17 protein-coding genes and 1 pseudogene are annotated in these 23,790 nt (G+C 68.9%); 10 read left to right on the top strand and 8 right to left on the bottom strand.

All coding sequences use genetic code 11. The features are described from left to right. Positions 1-13 precede the first annotated feature (13 nt). Positions 14-3,580, bottom strand: coding sequence for a S8 family serine peptidase (locus AB0333_RS09395; RefSeq protein ID WP_366218430.1), 3,567 nt, complete (start codon positions 3,578-3,580; stop codon positions 14-16). A 294-nt stretch (positions 3,581-3,874) separates the two neighbouring features. On the opposite strand from AB0333_RS09395, the gene AB0333_RS09390 reads away from it, so the two are divergent. Both AB0333_RS09390 and AB0333_RS09385 read left to right on the top strand, forming a co-directional pair. Beyond that, positions 3,875-4,912: a 3-methyladenine DNA glycosylase gene (locus AB0333_RS09390; RefSeq protein WP_366218429.1), complete on the top strand. Its 1,038-nt coding sequence runs from the start codon at positions 3,875-3,877 to the stop codon at positions 4,910-4,912. After that, positions 4,909-6,027: a YdcF family protein gene (locus tag AB0333_RS09385; protein ID WP_366218428.1), complete on the top strand. Its 1,119-nt coding sequence runs from the start codon at positions 4,909-4,911 to the stop codon at positions 6,025-6,027. Before AB0333_RS09390 ends, AB0333_RS09385 begins: the two co-directional genes overlap by 4 nt. 91 nt (positions 6,028-6,118) lie before the next feature. On the opposite strand, the gene AB0333_RS09380 is transcribed toward AB0333_RS09385, so the two are convergent. Beyond that, on the bottom strand, positions 6,119-6,619 hold the full coding sequence (locus tag AB0333_RS09380) for a YchJ family metal-binding protein (protein WP_366218427.1): 501 nt from the start codon (positions 6,617-6,619) through the stop codon (positions 6,119-6,121). 80 nt (positions 6,620-6,699) lie between these two features. Between AB0333_RS09380 and purS the strand changes: the two genes are divergently transcribed. Genes purS through purL form a run of 3 tightly spaced genes read left to right on the top strand, consistent with a single transcriptional unit; the run spans position 6,700 to position 10,159 of the window. Continuing rightward, positions 6,700-6,978, top strand: coding sequence for a phosphoribosylformylglycinamidine synthase subunit PurS (purS, locus tag AB0333_RS09375; protein WP_366218426.1), 279 nt, complete (start codon positions 6,700-6,702; stop codon positions 6,976-6,978). Continuing rightward, entirely contained in the window at positions 6,978-7,814 is an 837-nt protein-coding gene (locus AB0333_RS09370; RefSeq protein ID WP_366218425.1) for a phosphoribosylformylglycinamidine synthase subunit PurQ, read from the top strand. The genes purS and AB0333_RS09370 overlap by 1 nt, the downstream gene beginning before the upstream one ends. Before the next feature lie 29 nt (positions 7,815-7,843). Further along, entirely contained in the window at positions 7,844-10,159 is a 2,316-nt protein-coding gene (gene purL, locus AB0333_RS09365; protein ID WP_366218564.1) for a phosphoribosylformylglycinamidine synthase subunit PurL, read from the top strand. 130 nt (positions 10,160-10,289) lie between these two features. Here the strand turns inward: purL and AB0333_RS09360 are convergent, their stop codons facing one another. From AB0333_RS09360 to AB0333_RS09345, 4 genes and pseudogenes are all read right to left on the bottom strand, one after another. Then, positions 10,290-10,754 (bottom strand): nucleoside deaminase, encoded by a 465-nt coding sequence (locus AB0333_RS09360; RefSeq protein WP_366218563.1) that lies wholly within the window; start codon positions 10,752-10,754, stop codon positions 10,290-10,292. Positions 10,755-10,880: 126 nt separating this feature from the next. Then, positions 10,881-11,189: pseudogene (locus AB0333_RS09355) on the bottom strand (DUF952 domain-containing protein); the annotation flags it as partial. A gap of 50 nt (positions 11,190-11,239) precedes the next feature. Further along, the gene (locus AB0333_RS09350; RefSeq protein ID WP_366218424.1) at positions 11,240-11,560 is read right to left on the bottom strand and encodes a putative quinol monooxygenase; all 321 of its coding nucleotides are present in this window, start codon (positions 11,558-11,560) and stop codon (positions 11,240-11,242) included. Between the two features lie 38 nt (positions 11,561-11,598). After that, positions 11,599-12,027: a CoA-binding protein gene (locus tag AB0333_RS09345; protein ID WP_366218423.1), complete on the bottom strand. Its 429-nt coding sequence runs from the start codon at positions 12,025-12,027 to the stop codon at positions 11,599-11,601. An 89-nt stretch (positions 12,028-12,116) separates the two neighbouring features. Between AB0333_RS09345 and AB0333_RS09340 the strand changes: the two genes are divergently transcribed. Then, on the top strand, positions 12,117-12,371 hold the full coding sequence (locus AB0333_RS09340) for a hypothetical protein (protein ID WP_366218422.1): 255 nt from the start codon (positions 12,117-12,119) through the stop codon (positions 12,369-12,371). A 48-nt stretch (positions 12,372-12,419) separates the two neighbouring features. Here the strand turns inward: AB0333_RS09340 and AB0333_RS09335 are convergent, their stop codons facing one another. Further along, positions 12,420-13,673: an IS256 family transposase gene (locus AB0333_RS09335; RefSeq protein ID WP_366218421.1), complete on the bottom strand. Its 1,254-nt coding sequence runs from the start codon at positions 13,671-13,673 to the stop codon at positions 12,420-12,422. A 94-nt stretch (positions 13,674-13,767) separates the two neighbouring features. Here AB0333_RS09335 and AB0333_RS09330 point away from each other — a divergent pair, with 94 nt between their 5' ends. The 4 genes from AB0333_RS09330 to AB0333_RS09315 all read left to right on the top strand — a co-directional run bounded on the left by AB0333_RS09330 (position 13,768) and on the right by AB0333_RS09315 (position 18,982). Next, the gene (locus tag AB0333_RS09330) at positions 13,768-14,559 is read left to right on the top strand and encodes an AraC family transcriptional regulator (RefSeq protein ID WP_366218420.1); all 792 of its coding nucleotides are present in this window, start codon (positions 13,768-13,770) and stop codon (positions 14,557-14,559) included. Positions 14,560-14,686: 127 nt separating this feature from the next. Then, on the top strand, positions 14,687-16,285 hold the full coding sequence (locus tag AB0333_RS09325) for an FAD-binding oxidoreductase (RefSeq protein ID WP_366218418.1): 1,599 nt from the start codon (positions 14,687-14,689) through the stop codon (positions 16,283-16,285). A gap of 64 nt (positions 16,286-16,349) precedes the next feature. Continuing rightward, entirely contained in the window at positions 16,350-17,882 is a 1,533-nt protein-coding gene (locus AB0333_RS09320; RefSeq protein ID WP_366218417.1) for an aldehyde dehydrogenase family protein, read from the top strand. Further along, positions 17,879-18,982 carry an NAD(P)-dependent alcohol dehydrogenase gene (locus tag AB0333_RS09315; RefSeq protein WP_366218416.1) on the top strand — a complete coding sequence of 368 codons (1,104 nt, stop codon included), beginning with the start codon at positions 17,879-17,881 and terminating at the stop codon, positions 18,980-18,982. Before AB0333_RS09320 ends, AB0333_RS09315 begins: the two co-directional genes overlap by 4 nt. A gap of 180 nt (positions 18,983-19,162) precedes the next feature. On the opposite strand, the gene AB0333_RS09310 is transcribed toward AB0333_RS09315, so the two are convergent. Then, positions 19,163-23,473, bottom strand: a complete 4,311-nt coding sequence (locus AB0333_RS09310; RefSeq protein WP_366218415.1) for a LamG-like jellyroll fold domain-containing protein — start codon at positions 23,471-23,473, stop codon at positions 19,163-19,165. Positions 23,474-23,790 lie beyond the last annotated feature (317 nt).

The raw sequence follows: 23,790 nt of genomic DNA, 5'->3' as shown, positions 1-23,790 counted from the left end.
GGCACCCCTCCGGTTACTCGGTCACCACACCATCGGTGCGGGACATCAGCACGGCCACCTCACCACGGGTGATCGGATCGTAGGGCCGGTAGGTGCCGTCCTCGTAGCCGATGGAGATGCCCTCGGACGCCATCCAGGAGATGGCCTCGCGGTGGGCGCTGGTCGCCGGGACGTCGGAGAAGCCTTCGTCCTCCACGGTGCCGGGCTCCGGCCCCACGGCGCGGAACACGAAGGAGGCGAACTCCCCTCGCGTCACCTCGTCGAACTGGCGGAAGGTGCCGTCCGCGTAGCCGGTGGTGATGCCCTCGGCGCTGGCCCAGGAGATCGGCGTGAAGAAGTTGCTGTCCTCCGGCACGTCCGAGAAGTCAGCCGGCTCGGGCTCACCCTCCGGATCCACATAGCGGTAGAGGAACGCCACGGACTGGCCACGGGAGATGTCCCAGTGCTTGCGGTAGGTGTTGTCCTCGTAGCCCGTGGTGATCCCGTCGCACTGCATCCACCGCACGTGGTCGTAGTACTGGGAACCCACGGCGTTGTCCGAGAAGTCCTCGAGATCGCACTCCCCGGGACCGGGGCCGCCCTCCTCTACGGTCACGGAGACCGCGGTGCGGGTGCCCGGCGCCCACTCGACGAAGCCCTTCCAGGTGCCCGGCGTCAGCCCGGACCACCCGACCTCGACGTCAGCGGACTTGCCGTTCTCCACGGGCGGTGTCTCCGGCGAGACGGACAGGTTGCCCATGTCACCCTCGAGCACCACCGTCTCCATGCTGGCCGGCACGGAGGCGCTGCCCGGCGAGGAGTACAGGTTGGAGACCGCGGCGTACAACCCCGGCTCCGGGTCCGTGAGCACGAGCTCCTCGGATCCGGAGGCGGTCGCGACCTGGATCACGGAGCCATCCGGGGCCACGACGAACAGGTCCCAGTCGGACTGCTCGTCACCGGCGTTCAGTGACCAGCTCACCGAGGTGGTACCCTCCGCGATCTCGGTCTCGGTCACGTGATTCGAGGCATCGTGGTCACCGAACAGCGGACCGGGAACCTTGCTGAAGTCCTCGACCTCGGCCAGGCCCAGCCCCTCGATCTCGGGGTCGAGGTTTCCGGTGATCCCGGACTCAAGCTCGATCTCGGCGGCACCGGAGGTGCCCTCGCCGGTGATGGCGTCCTCGGCCAGGACGTCCACGGAGCGCACGGTCACCGGGGAGGTGACGGCCGTGGCACCGGGGCGGGTCAGCGTGAAGGAGCCGTGGCTCCACACGTCGGCCTCGGCGTCGGTGCGGGTCAGCGTGATCTCCACGTCGGCCGTTTCACCGGCCTCCAGGGACAGGCTGGCCGGCTCGGCCGTCACCTCGTAGCCGGGAACGGAGCCCTGGGCGGACCAGGTGCCGGTCTCGGTGGCGGTGACGGTCCGGGTCACGGTCGCGGCACCCAGCAGGTCGTTGACCGCGATCGAGGGCACGTTGACGTCGCGGCCGGCGATCTCTCCCAGGATGAGGGCGTCCCACTGGCGGGCGTCGGCCTCGTAGACCAGGCCCGGGTCCACCATCGCGGCCGGATCGGCGGAGCCGGCACCGGTGGCGAAGTTGTCCGCGCTGGCCGAGCCGTCCGCGTTGAGGATGTCACCGGCGGAGGTCATCATGGCCGACTTCACGGCCATCGGGGACCAGTCCGGGTACTTGGCGCTCATCAGGGCGGCCATGCCGGCCAGGTTCGGCGCCGCCATGGACGTGCCGGACATCAGGCCGTAGGAGTCCCCCTGGTACATGGGGTCCAGCGGGGAGACGCCGGCCAGGACGTTGACGCCCGGGGCGGCGATATCCGGCTTGAGCAGCTCGGAGTCCACCGCGGTGGAGGGTCCCCGGGAGGAGAACCCGGCGATCTGCGGCACGGCGACGGGATCCAGATCCGTGGTGTCCCCGACCACCAGGGTCGCCGGCTGGTCCGTGGAGGCCACCAAGTCCTTGATGGACTCGTCCGAGGTGTGCACGGTGGGCACCGAGTGCAGGTCCGCATCCTCGGAGCCGCCGCCGATGTTCACGAGCACCATGCCGATGCCGCCGGCGCGCTCCACCTCGGCGGACTTGGCCACGCGGTCGTACACGCCGCGGTCACAGACTACGATCTTGCCCGCGGCAGCCGCGGGGTCCAGGGCGTTGGGAGCGCAGAGGTCGAGGTCCTCGGCACCGGCCACGCCGACCTCGTTGGCGAGGACGATCTCGGCCGGTCCGACGCCCTCGGTCATGGAGGAGACGCCGCGGAACCTCTTGCCGTCCGGGAATTCTACGGTGCCGGACAGCTCGTTGGAGAACGTGGAGGCGGCCACGGAGGTCAGCCACGGCGCTGAGTGGTTCACGGTCTGGGCGGTGGGGCCGGAGTTGCCGGCGGAGGCGGAGACGAAGATCCCGGCCTCGGCGGCGGACTTGAAGGCCAGGGAGACCGGATCGACCACCGAGTTGTTGGACCCGGAGATGGAGTAGTTCAGCACGTCCACGCCGTCGATGATGGCCTGCTCGATCGCGGCCACGGAGGCAGTGCCGTAGCAGCCGCCGGTGTCCGGGTCCTTGTCCTCCCAGCAGACCTTGTAGACGGAGACCTTGGCCTCCGGGGCCACGCCGGAGCCCTCACCGTAGGAGGCGCCGCCGTTCATGACCTGGTCCACGCCGTGGTTGCCCGCGGCCGTGGTGGCGGTGTGGGTGCCGTGGGAGGAGATGTCGATCGGCGAGAGACGCTCGTTGGGGTCGTGCTCGGTTTCCGGAACGAAGGCCTCGAAGTCCTCCGAGTAGTACCGCGCGGAGAGCACCTTGGAGTTGCACTCGTCCCCGGCGAAGTCCTCGCCGACCTCGCAGTCGCCGCGGAAGGTGGTGCCGTCCGCCTTGAGCATGGCGATCTGGCCCGCCGAGTTCAGGTACGGCTCACCGACCTGGGGTTCCCCGGTCAGCGGCGCGACCGGCTCGCCGGCCAGCATGTCCTGGTCCGGGTAGTAGCCGGTGTCGATGACGCCGACGACCACGCCCTCACCGGCGCCCTCCACGCCGCCGTAGTGCTGGTCCCAGGCCCCGCCCGAGCCGGGCAAGCCGAGGAACTCGGTGGAGGAGTAGTCCGGGGCGTACTGCTGGACCTCGGAGACGCCCAGGACCCGATCGTCCTTGGACAGCTCGCGGGCCTGCTCGGCGGTCAGCTCGGACACGAAGGCGTTCAGGGCCGTGGTGAAGTGACGCTCCACGCTCAGTCGAGAGGTCGCCGAGGAGGCCACCTCGAGCTGGCGGGCCGTCAGGTGGCTGCCGTACTTCTGGACCGCGGGCGCGTCCACGTCCAGGCCGCCACCCTCGGTGGCCGTGGCCGCGAAGCCGGCCGTTCCGCCGGTGTAGGTGGCCACCGGATCCTCCTTGAGGATCACGAAGTAGCGGCCGTCCTTGTAGTCGGCGCCGGCCTGCAGCGCCTGATCGATCGAGGGCGCAGAACCGCCCTCGGCCGGGGCCGCGACGGCCGGCATCGCCGCAAGGGGCGCGGCCAGCAATCCGATCCCCGCCAATGTGGCGGTCAGTGACCGGCGTCGCCGGGCAGTTTTGGGGTTCCTGGACATGAACCTCGCCTTTCCTCACCAAGGTGCGTCCCGGGCACGGTTGTGCCCGGCGAGTGGTCTCCGTGGCTGCGAACGGCCGCCGCGGTGCTCGGCCGGAGAGGTCACGAGACGGTGCGGAAGCCCCTGTGAGAGCGGTGCGAGTGATGACAACCACGAATGTGGGATGACGGCAACTTACCCGAGCCGGACGGTCAGCGGAAGGCCTGAAACGGATCTTTTACACGAAGTCGGGTGCCGCTGCCCGGCGGGCCCTCCGGGCATGCACCGGGCGGCTCAGGACCGTACGCTGATTGGATGTCCCGTTCCACCCCCTCCGCGCCCGCGTCCGAGCGCTCGCCCGCAGACCCCGCCCCGCGCTCCGCCGCGTCAACGGCAGGCGGTCTCCGGGTGCTGCCCGCGGCGCAGTGGCGGGCCGCCGCACTGGACCACCGGGCGCGCATCGGTACCTACACCGAGCCGTTGCGCGCACTGCACGCGGCCGGGGTGCGCCACCTCGTGCATGACTTCCTGTTCTCCTACTACTCCCTCACGCCCGGCGCCCTGGAGCGCTGGCATCCGGGCGCCGGCACGGTGCTCGCCGCGGATCCCGGGCCCGACGCCGGCCCGGAACGCGGCGCTGGGAGGTCACCGGCCGCCGTCGGGCACCAGGACGGCGGGCCCGGTACCGGGGGCGGCTGGAGGTTCTACCGGTGGGTGGCCCCGCAACGCGGGCTGCCCGACGGCGGGTGGACGGTGGACGTGCCGGCCTTCACGGAGCGCCGGGCCTCCATGATCGACTTCGCCGGGCGCATCCTGTCCTTGACGGCACAGCGCCCCGCCCGGCTGGCCTGCTTCGGGCTGCATGAGTGGGCCATGGCGTACCGCTCCGAGGTGCACGGGGTGCGGCATTCGACGGTGCCGCTGCGGCTCGGCGCGGAGGGGACCAACGCGGTGGTGGAGCACAACCGGATCGGCTGCTCCCACTTCGACGCGTTCCGCTTCTACGCCCCCGAGGCCGCGCCGCTGAACGTCCTCCAGCCGACGCGCCAGACCCAGGTGGAGCTGGAGCAGCCGGGCTGCCTGCACGCCAACATGGATGTCTACAAGTGGGCCTACAAGCTGCTGCCGGCCGTCAGCTCCGACCTGGTGGCGGACTGTTTCGAGCTGGCCTGGCGGATCCGGACCATGGACATGCAGGCCTCCCCCTACGAGCTGTCCGACTGGGGACTGGAGCCGATCCGGATCGAGACCGCCGCGGGCCGCGCCGAGTACGTACGAGCCCAGCGCGGGTTCGCCGAGGAGGCCAATGCGCTGCGGGGCCGGCTGCTGGCGGAGTTGGAGGGCATCCGATGATCAGCGCCCTGCTCGCCCTGGGATGTTGGCTGCTGTACCGGAAGATGTGGCGGACCGAACCGCGCCGGCTGCGCGCCGCCGTCGTGCTGTTGGTGGGCGCCTGGCTCGCGTGGGGTGCCGTGGTGGAGTTCATCGGGTATTTCTCTCCCGAGGTGCGGGCGCTGATCGGCCTGGTGCTGCTGGCCCTGCCGTTCTCCGTGCTGGTGCTGGCCGGATTCCTCATCCGCAACGGGGTCCAGATGGTGCGGCGTGAGGGGCGGAGCCGGGGCAACCTGCTCTCGATGCTGGCCGGGCTCGCCCTGCTGGGACTGCCCGTGGCCGCCTTTCTCCTGGTCGCGACGCTGCACCCGGTGGGCATCGGTGCCGCGGCGCTGGCCTTCTTCGTCTCCGCCCAGGTCGGACTGTCCTTCGTGACCTTCCTGGTGTTCACCGTCCTGTATGCCCGGCGGGAGCCGCGTCCGGGGGCGGATGCCGTGGTGGTGCTGGGCGCGGGGCTGATCAACGGGCAGGTGACCCCGCTGCTGGCCTCCCGCCTGGACCGGGGGCGCCAGGCCTGGCAGGTCCAGTCCGCCCTGCTGGCGCCGGCCAGTCCGGATTCCGGAGCGGCCGGGTCAGCGTCCGGGTCAGCGGCCGGGTCAGCGGCCGGGTCAGCGTCCGTTCGCGGAGTGCCCCTCATCCCCTCCGGCGGCCAGGGCCCGGACGAGCCGCGCCCGGAGGCGGCGGCCATGGCCGATTACCTCGTGGACCACGGCGTCCCGCCGGAGCTGATCCTGCCCGAGGAGCGCTCACGCACCACGGAGGAGAACCTGCGCCTCTCGCGGGAGATCGCTGACGGCGCCCTCCCGCCAGGCAGCGGGCCGGGGCACCTGCTGGTGGCCACGAACGAGTATCACGCCCCGAGGGCGGCCCTGCTTTCCCGGCGGATCGGCGTGGACGCGGACGTGGTGGGCGGCAGCACGGCCGGCTACTACCTCCCCAGCGCCTACCTGCGCGAGTTCCTGGCCGTCATGGTGATGAACAAACGCACTCAGGTCCTGCTCGCCATCCCGGGACTCCTGCTCTCGGCGGGACTCACCGCGCTGATGGTGATGTACCAGCTCAACGCCGGCGGCTGATGCCGCCCTTGCCCACCTTCGCCCCTCCACCCCGCGTTGAGTCTGGAGGGATTCACGCCCAGACGGGCGAAATCGGTGAATCCCTCCAGACTTAACGTGGGGCTGCGGAGACCTCGCCGTCCCGGTAGAGCCAGGTCCCCTGGCGGCGCACGAAGCGCGAGGTCTCGTGCTGGGTGTGCCGGCCGGCCGGGGTCCGGAAGTGGGCGGTGAAGGTGACCGTGCCGGCGTCGTCGAAGGGGCCCCCGCCGGACGTGGACTCGACGTCCAGGCGCAGCCAGTGGACATCGTCACCCGATTCATCGGCCGGACCGTCCAGGGCCAGCTGCGCCGGCCGCGTCTCGGGCGCCCACGTCGCCAACAGGTACTCCTCAGCCTGCCCCAGGTCTCCCGTGGCCGCGAGGGCGAACGCCGAGTACCGCGAGCGCATCAGGGCCTCGGCGGTGGGGGCGGCCAGGGTGCCGTCCGCGGCGAACTTCCCGTGCAGGCGACCGCAACACGAGCCGTAGACGTCGCCGCCGCCGCAAGGGCACCGACGCGAGGCGGGGGCCTGGTCCGTGGCGTGATCCGCGGGCGGGTTCTCGGACGTGTTCATCGTTTCAGCGTAGGCCGAATGGCCCGGCCGGTCACGGCTAGACTGAGTCAAGCCCTCACGCATACCACCGGGAGTCCTCCATGCCCACGATCGTCGTCGACGTCATGCCCAAGCCCGAGATCCTTGACCCGCAGGGCAAGGCCATCGCCGGGGCCCTGCCCCGCCTCGGTTTCACCGGATTCGCGTCGGTCCGCCAAGGCCGCCGCTTCGAGTTGACCGTGGAGGGCGAGGTCACCGAAGACGTCCTCGCCCAAGCCCGGAAGGCCGCCGAAGAGCTGCTCTCCAACCCGGTCATCGAGGACGTGGTCAACGTCGCCGTGCTGACCGAATCGGCCCAGGACGAGAGCCAGAGCGCCTGATGACCGCGCAGAATACCGAGCTGCCGCTCATCGGCGACTACTCCACCGCCGGGCCCGTCCTCTCCGGCGCACGCATCGGCGTGGTGACCTTCCCCGGCACCCTGGACGACCGGGACGCCGCCCGCGCCGTGCGCCTGGCCGGCGGCGAGGCCGTGGCCCTGTGGCATGCCGAACCCGAGGGCGCAGCGGCCCTGTCCGCCTTGGACGCCGTGATCATCCCCGGCGGTTTCTCCTACGGCGATTACCTGCGCGCCGGGGCCATCGCCCGCTTCGCCCCCCTGATGGACGCCATCATCGCGGCGGCCGGTGGGAACAGACGGTCGGGGAACGACGCCGGCCCGGGCACCCTGGGCGGCTCGGCTGCCGGCCTGCCCGTCCTCGGCATCTGCAACGGCTTCCAGATCCTCACCGAGTCGCACCTGCTGCCCGGCTCGATGATCAAGAACGAGAACCTGAAGTTCCTCTGCCAGGACCAGGCGCTGCGCGTGGAGAACAGCACGACCGCCTGGACCCGGGAGTTCACCGCCGGTGAGGAGATCACCGTGCCGCTGAAGAACCAGGACGGCCAGTACGTGGCCGATGAAAAGACCCTGGACCGCCTCGAGGGCGAGGGCCTGGTGACCTTCCGCTACGTCGGCGGCAACCCCAACGGCTCCCGCCGTGACATCGCCGGCATCACCAATGCCGCCGGCAACGTGGTGGGTCTCATGCCGCACCCCGAGCACGCCGTGGAACCCGGCTTCGGCCCGGACTCCGCCGAGGGCATGCGCCTGGGCACGGACGGGCTCGGCATCTTCACGTCCGTGGTGGCATCGATCGCAGGAGGCAGCAAGTGACGGACCAGACCACCGGAATCAGTGCACCGATCAACGGCGAGCCGCCCCGGAGATTCACCATCGACACGGTGGGGCACGCCGCCACCACTCCGGACACCGAGCTGCCCTGGGCGGAACTCGGGCTGAAGCAGAACGAGTTCGACGAGGTCGTCAAGATCCTCGGCCGCCGGCCCACCGCCGCCGAGCTGGCCATGTACTCCGTCATGTGGTCCGAGCACTGCTCCTACAAGTCCACCAAGGTGCACCTGCGCCAGTTCGGCGAGAAGCTCACCGAGGACATGAAGAAGGACCTGATGGTCGGCATCGGCGAGAACGCCGGTGTGACGAACCTGGGTGACGGCTGGGCCGTGACCTTCAAGATCGAGTCCCACAACTCCCCCTCCTTCGTGGAGCCCTACCAGGGCGCGGCCACCGGCATCGGCGGCATCGTCCGGGACATCATCTCCATGGGCGCCCGCCCCGTGGCCGTCATGGACCCGCTGCGCTTCGGGGCCATCGACCATGAGGACTCGCAGCGCGTGGTGCATGGCGTGGTCGCCGGGATCGGCGGCTACGGCAACTCCCTGGGCCTGCCGAACATCGGCGGCGAGACGGTGTTCGACCCGATCTACCAGGGCAACCCCCTCGTCAACGCCCTCGCGGTGGGCGTGCTCCGGCACGAGGACCTGCGTCTGGCCAATGCCTCCGGCGTGGGCAACAAGATCGTGCTGTTCGGCGCCCGCACCGGCGGAGACGGGATCGGCGGCGCCTCCGTGCTGGCCTCCGAGTCCTTCGATGACACCAAGCCCTCCAAGCGCCCCGCGGTGCAGGTGGGAGACCCGTTCGCGGAGAAGGTGCTCATCGAGTGCTGCCTCGAACTGTTCAAGTCCTCCCTGGTGGAGGGCATCCAGGACCTCGGCGCCGCCGGGATCTCCTGCGCCACCTCCGAGTTGGCCTCCAACGGCGAGGGCGGCATGCAGGTGGAGCTGACGGACGTGCTGCTCCGCGACCCCACCCTGACCCCGGGCGAGATCCTCATGTCCGAGTCACAGGAACGCATGATGGCCGTGGTGAACCCGGCCAACGTGGAGGCCTTCGAGGCCGTCATGGCCAAGTGGGGCGTCGAGTACTCCTGGCTCGGCGAGGTCACGGACACCAACCGCCTCATCATCACGTGGGACGGCGAGACCATCGTGGACGTGGACCCCAAGACGGTGGCCCATGACGGCCCCGTCTACGACCGCCCGTACCACCGCCCGGCCGGGCAGGACGCCCTGGAGGCCGACCGCTTCCGCGACGCAGCAGCGGGAGCCGACCTGCCGGCGTCGGGCGAGGCACTCCGGGCCTCGGTCCTGGAGCTGATGGCCAGCCCGAACATGTGTGACAAGTCCTGGATCACCAGCCAGTACGACCGCTACGTGGGCGGCAACACCGCCCTGGCGGCCCCGGACGACGCCGGTGTGATCCGGGTGGACGAGGAGACCGGCCTCGGCGTGGCCGTGGCTACCGACGCCAACGGCCGCTACGCCTTCCTGGACCCCTACGCCGGCGCGCAGCTCGCCCTGGTGGAGTCCTACCGCAACGTGGCCACCTCCGGCGCCGTCCCGATGGCCGTCTCCGACTGCCTGAACTACGGATCCCCCGAGGATCCGGAGGTCATGTGGCAGCTCGCGGAGGGCATCCGGGGCCTCTCGGACGCCTGCCTCGAGCTGGGCATCCCGGTGACCGGCGGCAACGTCTCCCTGTACAACCAGACCGGCGCCAAACCGATCCACCCGACCCCCGTGGTGGCCACGCTCGGCAAGTTCGACGACGTGGGCCGCCGCACCCCGTCCGGCTTCCATGCGGACGCGGACGGCCAGGCCGTGTACCTGATGGGCGTGACCCGGGACGAGCTGGACGGCTCCGAGTTCGCGAACCTGCGCGGGCACCTGGGCGGCGTGCCGCCGCAGGTGGACCTGGCCGCGGAGAAGCTGCTCGGCGACCTGCTCATCAACGCCTCGCGGGACGGCATGATCGATGCCGCCCACGACCTCTCCGAGGGTGGCCTCGCCGCCGCCCTGTCCGAGATGGTGCTGCGCTTCGGCGTCGGCGCGCGGGTCTCCCTCGACGAGATCCAGCACCGCGACGGCGTGGACGCCTTCACCGCCCTGTTCTCCGAGTCGCAGGCCCGCGCCCTGGTGGCCGTGCCGCGCACCGAGGAGGTTCGTTTCAAGGACATGACCACGGCCCGCCGCTTCCCGGTGGCCCGCATCGGCGTGGTGGACGGGGCCTCCGGCGCCCTCGAGGTGCAGGACCAGTTCACCCTGCCCGTCGAGGAGCTGCGCGCCGCCTGGGCCGGCACCATGCCGAAGTACTTCGGCTGACCTGACCCGCCAGAACCCCCGCCAGAACCCCCGCCCGACGCCGGCACCCACCCCGGGTGCCGGCGTCGGGCTTTTTCTGTGGTGCTGACGGCCGGCGCGGTTCCGCGGCGTCAGGGGATCGTGCGGGAGATCAGTAGGCGGTGCGGGACTCGTTGGCCCGCCACGCCTCGAAGGGAGCAGCGGCGCGCTCCGTGGGGTGGTGGACCACGGGCATCGCGTCCCGGCGGCCCGGGGACTCGAAGTACTCGTAGAAGGCGGCGTCGTCGAAGCCGGCGGCCGCTGCATCGTGCCGGTCCGCCGCGAACACCACCCGGGTGATGCGGGACCAGAGGGCGGCACCCAGGCACATGGGACACGGCTCGCAGCTCGCGTAGAGCACGGCGCCGCTCAGGTCGAAGGTCCCCAACCCGAGCGCCGCGGCCCGGATGGCCTCCACCTCGGCATGGGCCGTCGGGTCATGGGTGGCGGTCACCCGGTTGGTCCCCTGGAAGACCTGGCCGTCCGCGGCCACCACGAGCGCGCCGAAGGGTCCGCCGTTCGTGGCGGCGTTGGAGGCCGCCAGATCGATGGCCCGGGACAGGTGTGCCTCGATCAGGGAATCGGCGGCGGCGTTGCCCGCGGAGTCCGCCCCCGCGGGTTCGCTCGCGGCCTCGCCCGTGACCACGCGGGCCGGCTCGGCTGATGGCCGCGGCCGGTCGATCTGCTCGACGCCGGCCACCGCACCCACCGGAAGCGGCCCGCCGTAGACGTGCGGGAACCACTCGCCGCGGGGGTCCGCCGGTACGCCGGGCTCGAGAACCACCCGCAGGCCGGCCCCGTGCAGGGTCTCCTCGTGCAGGGTCAGGAGGACCAGCGGTTCAGTGACGTCGGCATAGACCGCGTCCAAGACCAGGGCGACCTGGCGGGGGCCGGCGCTCGCGTGGAGGAAACCGACCTTCTCGATGGAGGCACCGCGGGTGGACCGGTCATAGAGGCCGGTGTCCAGTGCCCGCTCCCAGTCGGCGGCTTCGGCGATGTGCTGAATGGGCATGGGGCCCAGTGTGGCAGAAGCGCTGTGATCCGTCTCCGATCCCCAACCGCTCAGCCGACCTGCAGTTCGCCCATCTCGTCCCAGCCTTCGCCCTCGATCTGACGGCTGACGATCTGCGGCGTGGCTGCCAGCAGCGGGCGCATCGACTCCAGTCCGGCGGCGAAGTGATCGGAGGCCACGTGGGCTTCGCCGGTTCCGTCCTTGAACGCCTCGACCAGGACGAACCCGTTCGGGTCCTCCACGCTGCGGGACCACTCGAACCAGAGGTTGCCCTCCTCGGCGCGGGTGGCCGCCGTGAACTCGGCGACCGAGTCCAGGAAGGTGTCGGTGTATTCGGGCTTGACCTGGTACTTGACCACGATGAAGATCATGGGCCCAGCCTATCGAGTCCAGTGGACGCCGTGAGCACTCACGTCCTCAGGGACGGATCCTTCCGGACCTCGATCACCGGGCAGGTGTCCATGACCACATCCAGCCCGGCGTCAGCCGCGCGCTGGGCCGCCGCCTCGTCGATCACCCCGAGCTGGAGCCAGACCGCCTTCGCCCTGATCTCGATGGCCTGGTCCACGATCGCCCCGACCTTCTGGGAGTTCACGAAGCAGTCCACCACGTCGATCTGCCCGGGGACGTCCGCCAGTGCCCGGTAACCGCGTTCGCCGTGCACCTCTTGTGCACCGAGGTTGACCGGGATGATCTCCATGCCCTGCTCATCCCTTAAGAACTTCGCCACTCCGACGGCGGCGCGGCGCGGATTGGGCGTCAGCCCGACGACGGCCCAGCGGGCCCCACGGTGCGTCATCAGCCTGCGGATGGTCGCCGGATCGTTGGTGTGTGCCATGGGCCCACGGTACGCACTCCTGCATCCCGCCCCAAGCCCCGCGCCCTACGCCTGTGATCTACGGCACTGCGCCTCTAGACTCTGGGGTCATGTTGTCCACCCCGGAGCTCACGTCCAGTGCGGGAGCCGCGTCGCCCCGGACCATCGACATTGACACCACAGATCCCGACCAGGCCATGTCCGTGGGCGGTGACGTCTACCATCCGCACCGCATCCGACTCGACTCCCGCACGCGTCGCTTCCGCATGGGCCTGAAGGCGATACACCTGCCGAATCTCACGCTGGGATTGCTCGAGTACGGCCATCCGGTCAGTGTCAGGACACCGCCTCTGCAGGACTCGTAGGTCAAGTCCCTTGTAGTGGTGTAACGCTCTGATCCTTCGTTGGTGTTGTCAGGCGCTGAGTTCGAGGGCGGTTTCCGGTTCGGTGGTCACCTCGTCTCCGGTGTTCTCGACGGTGGTGAGGCGGCAGCGGTTCAGGACCTCGAGTCCGAGGTAGCGGCGTCCTTCGGTCCATTCGTCGGTCTGTTCGGCCAGCACGGCCCCGACGAGCCGGATGATGGCCGTCCGGTTGGGGAAGATGCCGACGGAGTCGGTGCGGCGTCGGATCTCGCGGTTGAGCCGTTCCTGGGGGTTGTTGGACCAGATCTGCGTCCAGACATCCTTGGGGAAGGTCGTGAAGGCCAGGATGTCGGCCCGGGCGGCGTCGAGGTGCTCAGCCACCGCGGGCAACTTCTCGGCCACGTAGTCGATGAGCCGGTCGAACTGGGCGTTCACGCTGGCGGCATCGGGCTGGTCATAGACCGAGTGCAGCATGGCCTTCACGGCCGGCCACATGGACTTCGGGGTGATGCCCATCAGGTTCGCCGCGTAGTGGGTGCGACACCGCTGCCAGACGGCGCCAGGCAGGTTCGCCGCGATCGCGTCCTTCAGCCCGGCATGGGCATCACTGGTGACCAGGCGGACCCCGCCCAAGCCGCGGGCGACGAGGTCGGCGAAGAACTCGTTCCACGCCGCCCCGGTCTCCGAGGTGGCCACCCGCAGGCCCAACACCTCGCGGTGGCCGTCGCCGTTGACGCCGGTGGCCAGCAGCACCACGGCGTTGACCACCCTGCCGCCTTCGCGGACCTTCATCGTCAGGGCGTCGGCGGCCACGAACGTGAACGGGCCGGCCGTGTCCAGGGGGCGGTGGCGGAAGGCCTCGACCTGCTCGTCGAGGTCCTCGGCCATCCGGGAGACTTGGGACTTCGACAGGGCGTTGATGCCCAGGGTCTTGACGAGTTTGTCCATCCGGCGGGTCGAGACCCCGGCGAGGTAGCAGTCGGCGACCACCGTGATCAGCGCCGATTCGGCCCGCTTGCGCCGTTCCAACAGCCACTCGGGGAAGTACGTTCCGGAGCGCAGCTTGGGGATGGCCACGTCGATGGTCCCGACCCGGGTGTCCAGCTCGCGGTGGCGGTAGCCGTTGCGCTGGGCGGTGCGGGTTGTGGCGGGCTTGCCCCACTCGGCGCCGACGACCGCGTCGGCGTCAGCTGAGAGCAGGGTGTTGATCACGGTCTGCAGCAGGTTACGCATCAAATCCGGGGAGGCTTCGGACAGGGCTTCGCCAAGCAGGCCGGCAGGGTCGACAATATGAGGAGCGGTCACCGTGGTGACTCCTTTCGAGGATTCTGTGCAAGGTTGACTCGAAGGATCACACCGGTGGCCGCGTCCACGTCTGCAACGACGTTGCCGACCACCTGTGCGTTACACCACTCTATGGGGCACTACTGACTCGTACCAGGTCAACTTCACTGTCTTCGGCTCGGTGTTCATGGGGTACGCCGACCAAACCGTTCAGATCAGCAGCCGCCGTGCCGCTGTTCATGGCCTCTCCGCGGAGACGAGGATGCAAGGCTGGAGCCAACCTGCGCGCGTGGTCGGCCTCAAGATTCCCCGGGTGACCCTGGAGCAGGAGTTCGAGGCCCTGACCGGCATGCCAGTCGGCGAGCCCCTCCGCTTTGATGGCGACTTGGACCTGGCCTCCCCAGGAGGACAGGCCTGGCGGGCCACCGTGCAGGCCTTGGCCCAGGGGCTGGATCCCACCTCCCCCATCTCCACCCACCCTCTCCTGTCCGGGCCTCTGACCCAGGCAGCAGCACGCGGCCTGCTCCTGGCTGCCCGGCACAATCACAGTCATCTCTTGCACACGCCGGCTCCACCTGATCCACCGGAAACCATCAAAGTGGCCCTGGAGTTCATGCATGCCAACGCGAGCCAGCCCCTCAGCGTGGAGGACATGGCCCGGGCAGCAGGCGTCAGCGTCCGGTCCCTGCAAGCAGGGTTTCGCAAACATCTGGACACCACGCCCGTGGCTGCCCTTCGCCGGATCCGGCTGGACTGTGCACGCCACGACCTGTCCTCCAGCCCTCCCGGGACGCGCGTGGCCGCGATCGCGGAACGCTGGGGTTTCCGCCACGTGGGCCGGTTCGCCATCCAGTTCGCGCAATCCTTCGGGGAGTCCCCGTCGGAGACATTGGCCCGCTCGTCCTGAAGGACGCCTGGACAACCCCGCTCCTATCCATAATGCGCAGGAACCTCTTGTGACACCGATGACGCCATCACAGCATGAGCAACATCACATTCCACAGGGTTTTGCCCCTAGGACGAAGGAGCCCGTCATGGACCGCATCGTGCCCGCAGATGTCCCCGTCGAAGAGTTCGACGCCGCCCTGAAGAAGTTCCGCACCCTTCTGGGCGCCGAGCATGTCGTCTCCGAACCGGAGGCCCTGAAAGAGTTCGACGACCCCTTCCCCACCACGTCCGGTGACGACTTCCGGCCCGGTGCCGTGGTGTTCCCGGAGACCACGGAGGACGTCCAGGAACTGGTGCGAATCGCCAACGAACACCGGATCCCGTTGTCCCCGGTCGCCACCGGAAAAAACCTGGGCTACGGTGGCGCCGCACCGCGCCTGGCCGGCACGGTGGTGGTTCACACCTCACGCCGGATGAACAAGATCATCGAGGTGAATGAGAAATACGCCTACGCCCTGATCGAACCCGGCGTCACCTACTTTGACCTCTACAACCACATCCAGGAACAGGGCTACAACCTGTGGATCGATGTTCCGGACCTCGGCTGGGGTTCCGTGGTCGGCAACGCCCTGGACCGCGGTGTCGGCTACACGCCCTATGGCGATCACTGGTCCTGGCAAACCGGCCTGGAGGTGGTCCTCCCTGACGGCGACCTCCTCCGAACCGGCATGGGCGCCATGAGCACGGCCAAGACGTGGCAACTGTTCTCCTACGGCTTCGGCCCCTACCCGGACGGGCTGTTCTCCCAGTCGAACTTCGGCATCGTCACCAAGATGGGCATCGCCCTCATGCCAGCACCGCCGGCGGCCGAGACCTTCGTCATCACCTTCGATCAGGAGGAGGACCTCGCCCAGATCGTGGACATCATGCTCCCGCTGCGCATTGGGATGGCGCCACTCCAGAGCGTGCCGGTGCTGCGCAATATTGTCCTCGACGCAGCAGCACAGACGAAGCGCACCCATTGGCTGCCCGATGGCGGCCCGTTGACCCCGGAAGTCATCCAGAGGATGAAGGACGAGCTGGACCTGGGCTACTGGAACCTCTACGCCACGGTCTACGGTCCACCCGAGCAGATCGAGTTGTTCCTGGGAATGATCAAGAACGCCTTCTCTGCAGTCAAGGGATCACGGTTCTTCACCACCCAGGACCGGGCTGAGGACACCCCCGGCTCCCACGTGTTGCACGACCGCCACGAGATCAACCAGGGCATCCCCTCCATCAAGGAGCAGCAGATCCTCGAGTGGGTCCCCAACGGCGCCCACATCGGCTTCTCCCCGATCTCCGAGCCGGACGGGGCTGAGGCTCAGAAGCAGTTCGAGATGGTCCGCAACCGCTCCTACGAGTACGGGCCCGACTACGCCGCCCAGTTCGCCGTCGGTCTGCGCGAGATGCACCACATCTGCCTGTTCCTCTACGACTCTGCGGACGCCGATCAGCGTGGGCAGGTCATGGCACTCGGCCGCACGCTCGTCAAGGAGGGCGCCGAGAACGGCTACGGGGAGTACCGCACGCACCTGGCACTCATGGACCAGGTCATGGACACTTTCGACTTCAATGACAACGCCCTGCTGCGCTTCCACGAGCGCATCAAGGACGCCCTTGACCCGAATTCCATCATGGCCCCCGGCAAGTCCGGCATCTGGGGAGCCCGCTACCGCGACGCCGGCCATCACCTTCCCCGCTGACCGGCACCTCCCTGCCCCCGGACTTCCTCGTTCCGTCCTCATTCATTTCCGAAAGGTCCACACCATGACCGAATACCGTCTCCCCGATCAGTTGCGCGAGGCGCAGCACTACATCAACGGCAAGCCCGCTCGCAGCTCGGACTCCACCACCATCTCCGTGCTGGATCCCGCCACGGGCCAGCAGATCGCCACCACGCCGGCCGGAACCACCGCAGACCTCGATGCCGCCGTGGAAGCTGCCCACGCTGCCTTCCACAGCGGCATCTGGTCGCAACTGTCCGGCCGCGAACGATCCCGGGTGCTGATCCGGGTGGCCCAGCTGTTCCGTGAACACGCGGAGGAGATCGCGCAGGTGGAGAGCCTGGACGTGGGCAAGCCCATCAGCCTGGCCCGGGCGGTGGACGTCAATACCGCTGCGGACACCTACGAGTACGCCGCCTCGCTGGCCCAGAACCTGGACGGTGCGGTGCGCCGCACGCCGCTGCCGGCCCACGCCTACACCCAGCGAGAACCGCTCGGCGTGGTCGCGGCCATCACCCCGTTCAACTTCCCGCTCATCCTCTCCACCTCGAAGATCGCCGTGGCCCTGGCCGCCGGGAACACGGTGGTGCACAAGCCCGCGGAGGACACCCCGCTCTCCGCATTGTTGACGGCGCGCCTGTTGACCGAGGCCGGCGTCCCTGACGGCGTTTACAACGTCGTCACCGGCTACGGCACGGATCTCGGCGACCACCTCACTGCACACCCCCAGGTGGCCAAGGTGGCCTTCACCGGGTCCACCCAGACCGGCGCACATGTCGCCGCCGTGGCCGGCCAGGCCCTCCGTCCCATCACCGCGGAACTGGGTGGCAACGCCGCCAACATCATCTTCGCGGACGCCGACCTGGCCAAGGCGGTCGAGACCACCATCTCGGCCTTCGTCTTCAACACCGGCCAGTTCTGCATGGGCGGCCCCCGGCTGTTGGTGGAACGTTCTGTCTATGACCAGGTGCTCGAGGCTCTGGCCGGCGCGGTACCCCACGTGCCGTTCGGTGATCCGCGGGACCCGGGCACCGTGATCGGGCCGCTGGCGAACCGCCGCCAGCTGGATAAGGTCACGGCCGCCGTCGAGCAGGCCAAGGCCACCGGGGCTCGCGTGGTGACCGGCGGCGAACCGGCCGAGATCAACGGCGGGTTCTTCTACCGCCCGACCGTGCTGGCCGACGTCGCGAACTCCGCCGAGGCGGTCCAACAGGAGGTCTTCGGACCGGTCCTGACCGTCCAGCCGTTCGATACCGAGCGGGAGGCGATCGAGCTGGCCAACAGCACGGACTACGGCTTGGCCTCCGGCATCCAGACGGGGAACATCTCCCGGGCTCACCGGGTGGCCGATGCCCTGGACGCCGGCATCATCTGGGTCAACGCGTGGGGCATGCTGGACCCGGCCATGCCCTTCGGCGGCGTCAAGTCCTCCGGCTGGGGACGGGAGAACGGACCCGAGCAACTCGAGGCCTACACCCGGACCAAGTCGGTCATCATCGCGATCGAACCGGACCCCGGGCCTGCCACCACCAGCAGCACGGCCGGCACAGCCAGCACCGGGAGGGACGCATCATGACCACCATCACCGCAGCCGTCACCGAATCCGGGGGCGCCCCGTTCACCCTCCAGGACGTGGATCTCGGCGCGCTCCAGGAGCACGAGATCCTGGTGGACATCAAGGCCGCCGGGCTCTGCCATACGGACCTCACCGTGGCGTCGGGAGCGCTGCCTTTCCCGTTGCCCGGTGTGCTCGGACATGAGGGTGCGGGAGTCGTCCGTCAGGTCGGGGCAGCCGTGACCTCGGTGGCCCCCGGGGACCGGGTGGTGCTGTCCTTCACCTCCTGTGGCCACTGCGAGGGCTGCCGCGGCGGTCATCCCGCCTATTGCGTGCGGTGGCTTCCGGACAACCTGCTCGGTGGGCAGCGTGTGGACGGTTCCTCCCCGATCACCCGGGGCGAGAAGGAGATCGGCGGGCACTTCTTCGCCCAGTCGTCCTTCGCGACGGCGGCCATCGCCGAGGAGCGCAATGTCATCAAGGTGACCACGGACCTGCCCTGGGAGCAGCTGGCCCCCTTGGCCTGCGGCGTCCAGACCGGCGCGGGGGCCGTGTGGAACGCCCTGCAGCCGGGTCCCGGCCACAGCCTCGTCGTCTTCGGCGTCGGCACCGTGGGTCTCGCCGCGGTCATCGCTGCGGCGTTGTCTCCGGCCACTCGGATCGTGGCGGTGGACCTGGTGGATGAACGCCTCGAGGTGGCCCGGGAACTCGGGGCCACGCACACCATCAATCCGAGCCAAGTCGACGACGTGGTCGCCAGCATTCAGGAGGTCACCGGCGGCGGAGCCCATGGGGTGGTCGAGGCCACCGGCAACACCAAAGTCCTGGAACAAGCCGTTCAGTGCACGCGCGGTCAGGGCGAGGTGGCCATCGTGGGCGCCCCGCCCTTCGGGCAGTCGGTCCAGGTGGACGTGAACTTCATGCTCCCGGGCCGTAAGATCCACGGCCTGACGATCGGCGATGCCGAGATCCAGTCCTTGGTCCCTGCCATCCTGTCCTTGGCTGAGCAGGGCCGCTTCCCCGTGGAGCGCCTGGTGAGGACCTATCCGCTGGCTGACATCAATACTGCCGTGGAGGACATGTCCGCCGGCCGCACGATCAAACCCGTGCTCCTGCCCTGACGGGATACAGCTGTGGCCCCGTGCCTCTGTAGAAGAGGGACGGGGCCACAGCGTCGATCAGCACCAGCCTCTCGCGCTTTGCGGGCAAAGATCAGTACTAATTCTTGCCCGCAAAGCGCGCCGGAGCGCGCCGGAGCGCGCCGGAGGGCGTCAGAGCGCGCCGGAGCGCGTCGGAACGCGTCAGCCCTGGTCGGCGACCTCGGTCGCGTAGCGCTGCATCAGCGCGGCGACCTCTCCACGGGTGATCGTGTCGTTCGGTTTGAACGTGCCACCCTCGTATCCGGTCGAGACGCCGGTCGAGGCCAGCCATGAGATCGCCTCGTGGTGCGGGTGCGATTCCGCCACGTCCGAGAAGGACTCTCCCCACTCGCCCTCCTCCGGCTTCACCGCACGGAACAGGAACGAGGCGAACGCTCCACGGGTCACGCTGTCGTACGGGAGGAACGTGCCATCCGCGTACCCCGTCGTCACGCCGGCGTTGGCCGCCCAGACGATCTCATCGAAGAACACGTTCGACTCCGTGATGTCGGTGAAGTCCTCGGTACCGTCCGTCACCTCCGGGTCGATGTACCGGTGGATGAACGCCACCGACTCGCCACGGGAGATGTCCTTGCCCTTGCGGTAAGTGCCGTCCGTGTACCCCGTCGTGATGCCCTGCTCCTGCATCCACCGCACTGGGGCGTAGTACTGCGAACCCTCCGGGTTGTCCGTGAAGTCCTCCACCGGCTCCGGCTGCTCCGGCTGCTCGGCCTCTTCGACCACGACGGACCGGGAGGCGATGGCCTGGTTCCCGTTGGCGTCCTCAGCCACGTAGGTCAGGGTGTACGCCCCGGCGGTGGCGGTGTCCACCGAGCCGATGACCTGCACCGACGCCGTCACATCTCCATCGGTGTTGTCCGTGGCCGACACCCCGGCCAGGGGATCGAACTCGTCACCCACGGTGAGGGTCGCTGCCTCGGGAACGGTCAGTTCCGGGGCCACGGTGTCCGTGCCCGCAGCCGCGGCGGTGAAGACGCCCATCTGCTCGGTCTCGCCCGCGGCCAGATCTTCGCCGGTCACGGCATCACGGCTGGTGGCGTACCAGGCGTAGGTCTCCCCCTCGGTCAGGCCGGCCCACTCGACCGTTGCCGGCCAACCGGACTTGGCCGTGGCCTCGCCGATCTCCTCATCGGTCGGCGTCGTGACCATGACCTGGTTGGTCGCGAAGGAGGTCTTGCGAGTCTCCAGCTGGATCGGCAACCGGGTGTCGTCCTCGGTGCCGTTGTAGCGGTTGCGGTCGTCATACTCGGTCGCCCCGAAGTCGTCCAGCAGCGGCGAGTAGGTGTCCACGGCCATCTCCGCGTTGTCCACGTCGATCTGCAGCAACCGGAAGAAGCTGGAACCGAACTGGAGCATGTCCGTGGCGGAGCGGCCGTCAACACCGGTCAGACCCAGTTCCTCAGCCGAGACCGTGTAGAACTGGTAGTCGGCCAGCAGCTCGACCACGTTGTTGCCCTCGGCGCCGACGTCCTTGCGCACCTCGATGTCCACACCATGCTCGTGCCCGGAGAGCGCGAGGAAGATGTTGCTGTGCTTCTGGAGTAGTCCCTCGTCGATCTTGGCCCCGTCGTGGGAGAAGGTCGCGCCACGGCCATCCGGATTGGTGCTCGGCTTGCGCTGGGCATGGGTCATGATCATGGCGTTGCGGTCCGAGTACTGGTCCAGGACGCTGCTGGCCCACTCGATCTCCTCGTCCGTCACGTCATAGGCGAGGTACACGGCGATGAAGTCCAGGCCACCGGCGGTGAACAGGTCATAGTGGTTCTCGTTGTCCCCCTCCTGCCACGGCGTGTAGGTGGCGTCGGCGTCCTTCCAGCCCTGCGTCTGCTCCAGCGCCTCATAGCGCTCGGGGCCGAAGTACTGGTTGTAGAGGTTGTCCGGACCGACGTCCATGCCGGAGCGGTTGTCATGGTTGCCCGTGGTCACGCCGTTCGGGATCTCGGCGTCGTCCAGGATCTTCTGAGCCTCGGAGACGAACTCGAACTCCTCGACGGCAATCTCGCGGTATTCCTCCTCGTCCGCGCGCGGGGTACCGGTGTGCCAGTTCTCCATGATGTCGCCGGTGTGGGCGACGTATTCGATCTTCTTCTCCTCGGCGTTGGCGACGATCCACTCGGCCACGGAGGTGTAGGCGTCGGCCCAGACCGCCTGCTGCTCCTCCGAGTAGGCGTCCTCTGCGGCACCCTCGGCGAGGTACTGCGTGTCGGTGAAGTGCGCGAGCGAGAAATCGTAGTCGGCCGGGTCCTCGAAGGAATCGGCGACCTCGTTCTCCAGGTCGTCGGCGAAGGGGTCCTCGCCGAGGACCAGGACTGAGGCTTGGCCCGCCTCGTCCAGGTGCTCGGCGCCCAGTGCACCGGACAGCACGAGTTCGCTCTCGTTGAGCCCGCGTCCGGTGGCCAGCTCGTCCCAGGACTCGCTCTCCGAGTTCCACACCAGCAGGTTGACCTGGCGGCTCGGGTCCACGGTTCCGGCCCAGCGCACCGACTGATCCTCCGCGGCTTCGCCGACCTCCACGTCGAAGCGCTGGAACGGCATCTGCCCGGCGGTGGCGCTCAGACTGTCCCCGGCCCCCTGGAGGTCCGTGTCCTCCGTGTAGTCGAACTCGAGCGAGGTCGGGGTCCCGTCCACGAGTCCCTGGAAGCCGCCCTGGGCGACGTCCGCGCGGCCGGCGTAGAAGGTGGTGGTGACGTCACCGCCGTCGGGGTTCACGGCCCGGGCGGACAGCGAAACCGTGCCCTCGCCCTGGCCGGTCTCGGTGCCGCCGCCCACCGGGATGGAGCCCGAGGTGAAGGTGACCGTATCGGAGATCGGCAGACCGAACACGGTCTTGCCCTCGATGGCGATGGTGTGCTCACCGGCGGCCATACCGGAACCGATGACCTGACCGGGCTCGATCGGCTCGCCATCGAGCGAGTACGTGGTGCCGGCCGCGACGAGGCCGGGGTTGGCCCACTCAGCATCGAACTCGGTGGCCCGGGTCAGCTCAGAGCCCTCGGCCGGGGTGGTGGACTCCAGCACGGCCTCCTGTTCGCGCAGCCCGTCGAAGGAGGCGACGTTCATGGCCGCCACCTGCTGGGCGTCCAGGGCGTCGCTGAAGATGCGGGCGGAGGCGATGGTGGAGGTGGAGTGGAACTGCGAACCACCGTTGGAGGAGTCGGCACCGATCGCCAAGTTGTGGGCCTTGGCGTTCGGGGGCCACTTGATCTCGCTGTCGGCCGTATCGACCTCGGCTGCCAGCTCCCCGTTGACGTAGAGCTTCGCGGTCTTGGACTCCCCGTCGAAGACGCCCACTGCGTGATACCACTCGTTCGGCTCGATCTCGACGCCGGCGTTGTGATAGCTGCCCGTGTTGACCGCGAAGGTCAGCTTATTGGCATACATGGTCATGGAGAAGCCGCCGGCTTCCTTGTTGGCACAGAGGTTGGTCTCGCCGGAGATCGGCAGCGCACCATTATAGCGGAAGGTGCATTCCACCGTCATCGAGTCGCCGAGCGTGGCGTACTGGTCCCCGAGGGGGTAGAGCAGTGCGTCATCCCCGTCGAAGGTGGCCGTGTTGCGGCCCAGGGCGGCGTCCTGCTCGATCACGGGCTGGCCATGGGTGGTGACGGGCAGTCCCTGCGCGGTCTCGGCGGGGGTGCCGTCGGCGAAGTCCACATTGACGACGTCGGCCTCAGGTGCCTCGATCGCCACGGAGTTGGCCTCGTTGAGTGCCGCGATCTGATCGGCGGTGGCGGGAGCGCTGAACAGCCGGGCGGAGTCGATGGCGGCGATGGAGTACTGGCCCGGCTGTCCGGGTCCGCTGTCCGCGCCGACCACCATATTGTGGGCGCTCTCCTTCGGCGGGACGGTCATGGGACCGCCGGCGGCCGCCTCGGCTGCCAGTTCGCCGTCGAGGTAGAGCTTCACGGATTCGCCGTCGTAGACACCGGCGGCGTGGTACCAGTGCTCGGCTTCGATGTCCGCCCAGGCGAAGGAGTAACCCCCCTCGGCATGGACCATGAATCCGGCCTGGTCGCCCTTGACGACCATGGCGAAGCCACCGGCCTCCTTGTTGCCGCAGAGGGTGTCCTCCCCCGTGGTGTCCGCGGCACCGCGCTTGAAGTTGCATTCGACCGTGAAGCCGTCGGCCAGCTGACCGTAATCCGACTCGGTCAGGGCGTAGGAGTAGGCGGACTCCCCGTCGAAGCCGGCCACCGACCGGGCCAGGCTGCCGTCCACGGAGATCTGCGGCGCGCCGAACGTCTCGACGGGACGGGCCTGGGCAGCATCCGCGGGGGTGCCGTCCTCGAACGTCACGTCGAGCAGGTCGGCATTCGGGGCGGCCACGGCTGCGGTGGCGTTGTTCACCGCCGGTGCCACGGGGGCGGCGGCGGCGATCGGCATGAGGGCACCGGTGGAGGTGAGGCCGACGGACAGGGCGAGGACGGCAAGAGGCAAGCGCTTGGCGGTCATGATCCATTCTTCTGTTGAGGGTTGCCACACTTAAGGCGGCGAGGATGACCCTCAGACGCTATGGAGCGGTGTTGAACGTCAGCCACTTCCCGCGTGAACGCCGGACACCAAGACCGTGAACCCGGCCGACGGAACCAGCCCGGGGTCACCCGGAACCACCCCGGAGGACGACCCGGAGCCGACCCGGAATAGTCCTCGGGTGGGATGTCCTGGCTCCGGCGGGGCAGTAGGTTGAACGGGTTCGGGGAATCGCGCCGGATCACACCGGCAGGGCCCTACGCGGATATCGCCGTCCGTTGCCCTGCGTTGCCAAGGGG

This window comes from Citricoccus sp. NPDC079358 (assembly GCF_040702545.1).
Taxonomy (GTDB): domain Bacteria; phylum Actinomycetota; class Actinomycetes; order Actinomycetales; family Micrococcaceae; genus Citricoccus.
This window is presented reverse-complemented; position numbering and strand designations above follow the sequence as displayed.

Bases quoted from the DNA above. Each gene is read 5' to 3' on its own strand.
- AB0333_RS09390 (WP_366218429.1), top strand. From the start codon at position 3,875: ATGTCCCGTTCCACCCCCTCCGCGCCCGCGTCCGAGCGCTCGCCCGCA.
- AB0333_RS09325 (WP_366218418.1), top strand. From the start codon at position 14,687: ATGGACCGCATCGTGCCCGCAGATGTCCCCGTCGAAGAGTTCGACGCC.
- AB0333_RS09380 (WP_366218427.1), bottom strand. From the start codon at position 6,619: ATGAACACGTCCGAGAACCCGCCCGCGGATCACGCCACGGACCAGGCC.
- AB0333_RS09350 (WP_366218424.1), bottom strand. From the start codon at position 11,560: ATGATCTTCATCGTGGTCAAGTACCAGGTCAAGCCCGAATACACCGAC.
- AB0333_RS09340 (WP_366218422.1), top strand. From the start codon at position 12,117: ATGTTGTCCACCCCGGAGCTCACGTCCAGTGCGGGAGCCGCGTCGCCC.
- AB0333_RS09345 (WP_366218423.1), bottom strand. From the start codon at position 12,027: ATGGCACACACCAACGATCCGGCGACCATCCGCAGGCTGATGACGCAC.
- AB0333_RS09395 (WP_366218430.1), bottom strand. From the start codon at position 3,580: ATGTCCAGGAACCCCAAAACTGCCCGGCGACGCCGGTCACTGACCGCC.
- AB0333_RS09310 (WP_366218415.1), bottom strand. From the start codon at position 23,473: ATGACCGCCAAGCGCTTGCCTCTTGCCGTCCTCGCCCTGTCCGTCGGC.
- AB0333_RS09370 (WP_366218425.1), top strand. From the start codon at position 6,978: ATGACCGCGCAGAATACCGAGCTGCCGCTCATCGGCGACTACTCCACC.
- AB0333_RS09320 (WP_366218417.1), top strand. From the start codon at position 16,350: ATGACCGAATACCGTCTCCCCGATCAGTTGCGCGAGGCGCAGCACTAC.
- AB0333_RS09315 (WP_366218416.1), top strand. From the start codon at position 17,879: ATGACCACCATCACCGCAGCCGTCACCGAATCCGGGGGCGCCCCGTTC.
- purS (WP_366218426.1), top strand. From the start codon at position 6,700: ATGCCCACGATCGTCGTCGACGTCATGCCCAAGCCCGAGATCCTTGAC.
- AB0333_RS09385 (WP_366218428.1), top strand. From the start codon at position 4,909: ATGATCAGCGCCCTGCTCGCCCTGGGATGTTGGCTGCTGTACCGGAAG.